General features: G+C 69.0%; 5 protein-coding genes. 4 read left to right on the top strand and 1 reads right to left on the bottom strand.

Annotated features, from left to right (window positions below):
• The first annotated feature begins 140 nt into the window (after positions 1-140).
• The 4 genes from G6048_RS46490 (at position 141) to proC (ending at position 3,801) form a co-directional block, all read left to right on the top strand.
• A complete protein-coding gene (locus G6048_RS46490) occupies positions 141-824 on the top strand; it encodes a class I SAM-dependent methyltransferase (protein ID WP_328829000.1) in 684 nt (227 codons plus the stop codon).
• 421 nt (positions 825-1,245) lie between these two features.
• Positions 1,246-2,079, top strand: a complete 834-nt coding sequence (locus tag G6048_RS46485) for an ABC transporter ATP-binding protein (RefSeq protein WP_165345653.1) — start codon at positions 1,246-1,248, stop codon at positions 2,077-2,079.
• A complete protein-coding gene (locus G6048_RS46480; RefSeq protein ID WP_165345652.1) occupies positions 2,076-2,873 on the top strand; it encodes an ABC transporter permease in 798 nt (265 codons plus the stop codon). Before G6048_RS46485 ends, G6048_RS46480 begins: the two co-directional genes overlap by 4 nt.
• Before the next feature lie 115 nt (positions 2,874-2,988).
• Positions 2,989-3,801, top strand: a complete 813-nt coding sequence (gene proC / locus G6048_RS46475; RefSeq protein WP_165345651.1) for a pyrroline-5-carboxylate reductase — start codon at positions 2,989-2,991, stop codon at positions 3,799-3,801.
• A 72-nt stretch (positions 3,802-3,873) separates the two neighbouring features.
• Here the strand turns inward: proC and trpS are convergent, their stop codons facing one another.
• The gene (gene trpS / locus G6048_RS46470; RefSeq protein WP_165345650.1) at positions 3,874-4,872 is read right to left on the bottom strand and encodes a tryptophan--tRNA ligase; all 999 of its coding nucleotides are present in this window, start codon (positions 4,870-4,872) and stop codon (positions 3,874-3,876) included.
• Between the last annotated feature and the right edge of the window lie 657 nt (positions 4,873-5,529).

Raw genomic sequence — 5,529 nt, 5'->3', positions numbered from 1 at the left:
GACAGCATCGTGCTCGTCGCCCTGCATGACCGGGACGGGCGGGGCCGGTTCGGCGGGCGAGCGCGCCTCGGCATCCCTGGCAACGAGGACGACTGGCCGGCCGTGGCCGAGCAGTTGGCTCAGGGCAGCTGGCGATCACGGTGATCCAGGAAGGTGTGGTACGGATCCCCCGGTGCGTCGCGGACATCGGCGCCGGCACGGGCATAGCGACAGCACTGCTCCACGCCCGCGGCGCAGACGTCGTCGCCGTGGAGCCCGGCGACGGCATGGCGGCCCAGTTCCACCGCACCCTCCCCGACGTGCCCCTCCTGCGCGGCGACGGCAACTCCCTCCCCCTGGCCACTGCCTCCACCGACTTCCTCACCTACGCCCAGTCCTGGCACTGGACCGATCCGGCCCGCTCGGTCCCGGAGGCGCTCCGCGTCCTGCGCCCAGGTGGCTCGCTCGCGCTGTGGTGGAACACCAGCGCCCTGAAACTCCCGTGGATCAGCGAGCAGGCGGACCGCATCGAGCGCCACCTCGGCACCGCCCGCGAGGTCGACAGAAACGGCAACGGCCCCGAGGTCAGTGCCGCTCTCGCCGACCCCACCGGCCGCCTCGACTTCACCCGCCGCACAATCCGCTGGAGCCGCCGCGTCCCCGTCGACACACATCTCGCGAACATCGGCAGCCACTCGATCTTCCTTGTCCACGGCGAGGAACGCACCGCGGCCTTCCTCGCCGAGGAGTGCAAGCACCTGCTCGCGGCCTTCCCGGACGGCATCGTCGAGGAGGTCTACGACGTGATCCTCCTGCTGGCCACCAAGCCGACCGCCACCTCCTGACCCCACCCGGCACCCGCCTGGAATCGCCGCACAACACCCCGCCACCCAAGGCCCGCCGACGATGCGCGGCGGCCAGCGTCGCCCGGCCGGCGGGCGCCGGGTCGTTGTCGGGTCGCAGCTTCCGCGACCGGCCCAGCGCACGCTCCCGACCATCGATGACCGGCAACTGCCGGTCCACCGGCGCTCCGTCTGCCCTCATGCCCACGCGGATCGCCCGTGCTCCGCCTGCCCTCGCACGCACGCGAGCCACCCGCGGTCCGTCTCCCGTCATACCCACGCGGGCCATCCACGCTGCGCCTCCCCTCCCGTCCACGCGGGCCTCACGCCCACGCGCGCCCTCATCTCGACGCACCCCCATGCCGCCGTAGCCGCCGTACACCTCCCCTTGACGCGCTCAGCCCACGCGAGGATTATTCATCACATGATGAATTACGCTTCCGGGCAACCCCGCGAGGGAGCACCCCAAACCGAAGGCGCACCCGGCTCAGCCGGCGCACCCGCCGTCCGCGCCGAAGGCCTCACCGTCGTCCGCGGCCCCCGCACGGTCCTGCGCGGTCTCGACTTCACCGTCCCGCGTGGCCAGGTCACCGGTCTCCTCGGTCCCTCCGGATGCGGCAAGTCGACCCTGATGCGCGCGATCGTCGGCACCCAGGCCAAGGTCACCGGCACCCTCGACGTCCTCGGCCGCCCCGCCGGCCACCCCACCCTCCGCACTCGCATCGGCTACGTCACCCAAGCCCCCTCCGTCTACGACGACCTGACGATTCGCCAGAACCTCGACTACTTCGCCGCGATCCTGGACCCCGGCCGCGCTTCCGCCGAGCGACGGCACGAGAACGTCACCCAGGCCATCGCCGACGTCGACCTCACCAGCCACGCCGACGCCCTGGCCGGAAACCTCTCCGGCGGCCAGCGCAGCCGCGTCTCCCTGGCCGTGGCCCTCCTCGGCACCCCCGAACTCCTGGTCCTCGACGAACCCACGGTCGGCCTGGACCCCGTCCTCCGCCGTGACCTGTGGAACCTCTTCCACTCCATCGCCGCAGAACGCGGCGCCACCCTCCTGATCTCCTCCCACGTCATGGACGAGGCCGAACGCTGCCACCGCCTCCTCCTCATGCGCGAGGGCGAAATCCTCGCCGACGACACCCCCGACGCCCTGCGCCACCGCACCGACTCCGAGACAGTCGAGGCAGCCTTCCTGCGCCTGGTCGACGAGGCGGTCGCGGCGGGCCGCACGAAGGAGACGACGCGATGAGCACGACCACGAGTACAAGTACGCCCACGACCATGGCGCCCGCCTCGACGAGCGCGCTGAACGCCTCCCGCACCACCGCCACCGCAGCCCGGGTCCTACGCCAGCTCCGCCACGACCCGCGAACCATCGCGCTGATGATCCTCATCCCGTGCGTGATGCTGTTCCTGCTGCGCTACGTCTTCGACGGCAGCCAGCGCACCTTCGACAACATCGGCGCCTCCCTCCTCGGCATCTTCCCGCTGATCACGATGTTCCTGGTGACGTCCATCGCCACTCTTCGTGAACGCACCTCCGGCACCCTGGAACGCCTCCTCGCCATGCCCCTCGGCAAGGCCGACCTCATCGCGGGCTACGCCCTCGCCTTCGGCGCCCTCGCCATCGTCCAGTCCGCCCTCGCCACCGGTCTCGCCGTCTGGGCCCTGGGTCTCGACGTCACGGGCTCGGCCTGGCTCCTCCTGCTCGTGGCGCTCCTCGACGCTCTCCTGGGCACGGCCCTCGGCCTCTTCGTCTCGGCCTTCGCCTCCTCGGAATTCCAGGCCGTGCAGTTCATGCCGGCGGTGATCTTCCCCCAGCTCCTCCTCTGTGGTCTCTTCACCCCCCGCCCCAACATGCACCCCGTCCTCGAAGGCATCTCCAACGTCCTCCCCATGTCCTACGCAGTCGACGGCATGAACGAAGTTCTCCTGCACACCGACGTCACCGCCAACTTCATCCGAGACGTCCTGGTCGTCGCCGCCTGTGCCCTCCTGGTCCTCACCCTCGGCGCCGCAACCCTCCGCCGCCGCACGGCATAGCGCCCCGCGCCGGGTTGGCCGTCCATCCCGCCCAGCGGACACGGCGGCCCACCGCCCGACCCCGGTGCGAGGATGGGTCCTGGACGACGCACCCCCGCCCGGAGGGCAACCGAACATGACCCAGAAAGTCGCAGTGCTCGGCACCGGCAAGATCGGCGAAGCCCTGCTCAGCGGAATGATCCGAGCCGGCTGGTCCCCCGCCGACCTCCTGGTCACCGCACGGCGCCCGGAGCGAGCCGAAGAGCTCCGCACCCGCTACGGCGTCTCCCCGGTGACCAACCCCGAGGCAGCCAAGACCGCCGACACCCTGATCCTCACGGTCAAGCCCCAGGACATGGGCACCCTCCTCGTGGAACTCGCCCCACACGTCCCCGCCGACCGCCTCGTCATAAGCGGTGCGGCGGGCATCCCCACCTCCTTCTTCGAGGAGCGCCTCGCCCAGGGCACCCCCGTCGTCCGTGTCATGACGAACACCCCCGCCCTCGTCGACGAGGCCATGTCCGTCATCTCCGCCGGCAGCCACGCCACCGCCGAGCACCTCGCCCACGCCGAGGAGATCTTCGGCGCCGTCGGCAAGACGCTCCGCGTCCCCGAGTCCCAGCAGGACGCCTGCACCGCCCTCTCCGGCTCAGGACCGGCGTACTTCTTCTACCTGGTCGAGGCCATGACCGACGCGGGCATCCTCCTCGGCCTGCCCCGCGAAAAGGCACACGACCTCATCGTCCAGTCCGCGATCGGCGCCGCCGTCATGCTCCGCGACAGCGGCGAACACCCCGTGAAACTCCGCGAGAACGTCACCTCCCCCGCGGGCACCACGATCAACGCCATCCGCGAACTGGAGAACCACGGCGTACGAGCCGCCCTCATCGCCGCAATCGAGGCAGCCCGCGACCGCGGCCGCGAACTGGCCTCCGGCAACAACACCTGACGCCCACCCCCGGCGCCGGGCCTGGACCCCGCCCGTCCAGACACCCGGCGCCAGGTCAGACCAACTCAGCCGTCACGCCGGCGAAAGCAACCCGATCGCCCGGTACGCCGCGTCCACCGTCGGCCTCGCCATCTCTCTGGCCTTCTCCGCACCATCCCGCAACACCCCCTCCACATACGCAGGATCCGCGCACAGCTCGCTGTGCCTCTCCTGTACGGGCCTGAGGAGCTCGACCACAGCCTCGGCGGTGTCCTTCTTCAAAGATCCGTACGACTCATATACACCGGCCAGGCCTTCGGGGTTCCCACTTTCACAGGCCGCGAGGATCTCCAGCAGATTCGAGACCCCTGGCCGTCCCTCCGGGTCGTACACGACATCCCGCCCGCTGTCGGTCACCGCCCGCATGACCTTCTTCCGGATCACCTCCGGCTCATCGAGCAGATACACGATCCCCGGCCCGACATCCTCGGACTTCCCCATCTTCGACGTCGGCTCCTGAAGATTCATCACCCGCGTCGCCACCACCGGATGAGTGGCCCGAGGCACCACGAACGTATGCCCGTACCGCTGGTTGAACCGCACCGCCAGATCCCGCGCCAGCTCCACATGCTGCGTCTGGTCGTCCCCGACCGGCACCTCAGCCGTCCCGTACGCCAGGATGTCCGCCGCCATCAGCACCGGATACGTCAGCAGCGACAGCCGTACGCTCCCACCTCGCGTCCGCTCCCGCGCGGCCTTCTCCTTGTACTGGATCATCCGCCGCATCTCCCCGTCCGAAGCGACGCACTCCAGCAGATACGACAGCCGCGCGTGCTCATCCACATGACTCTGTACGAAGACGGTGCACAGCTTGGGATCGAGCCCCGAGGCCAGCAACAGCGTGGCCGCTTGCCGACTGAGCCTGCGCACCCGCCCTGGATCGTGATCCACGGTCAGCGCATGCAGGTCGACGACACAAAACAGCGCGTCGGCGCTGTGCTGATCGACATCGGCCCAACGCCGCACGGCTCCCAAGTAGTTCCCCAGCGTCAGATGCCCCGTCGGCTTGACCCCACTGAAGATCCGCGTCATCTCTCTACCTCCCGGTCAGGACCACCGCTGCCCGTCGGCCGGGCTCTCCAGGAGGGAGAAACGAGAACGGCCGCCGAGGCGGCGGCCGTTGAGTACATACGTGAGCACGGCCGCCCTCAGGCGGCCCACCACAGCAGGGTGCACGCATGCGTTGTCATACGTCCGAGACTACCCCTCCCGGGTGCTCTACGGCGCCGAGTTGACACGCCCGAACCCGCTCCGTACTGTTCTCCGAGTTGTCCGACGTGAGCGCCGACTCCGGTCGGTCCCCGGACAGCCATTCCGCAGTAAGCACCTAACGATCGGCGATCCGTCGTCGGCTCGTTTTCATGCGTGTTTACGGAATGAGGACTCGGCGTTCGAAAGGGCGCGACCCCGATTAGCTCGGGGCCGGAGATTCCGCTAAAGTCTCACTCGTCGGAACGGCCCGAACGGCCGTGAAGACGGCCCACTTTCGACTGGGAATCGGGCCCGAAAGGGTCTGGTAGAGTCGGGAAAGCAAGACCGAAGGGAAGCCCGGAGGAAAGCCCGCGAGGGTGAGTACAAAGGAAGCGTCCGTTCCTTGAGAACTCAACAGCGTGCCAAAAATCAACGCCAGATATGTTGATACCCCGTCCATCACGCAATGTGGTGGGTGGAGGTTCCTTTGAAGAAAAC

Source organism: Streptomyces ureilyticus (assembly GCF_011045025.1).
Lineage (GTDB): Bacteria > Actinomycetota > Actinomycetes > Streptomycetales > Streptomycetaceae > Streptomyces > Streptomyces ureilyticus.
The sequence above is the reverse complement of the archived record's forward strand: the minus strand, read 5'-3'. Positions and strand labels throughout refer to the sequence as shown.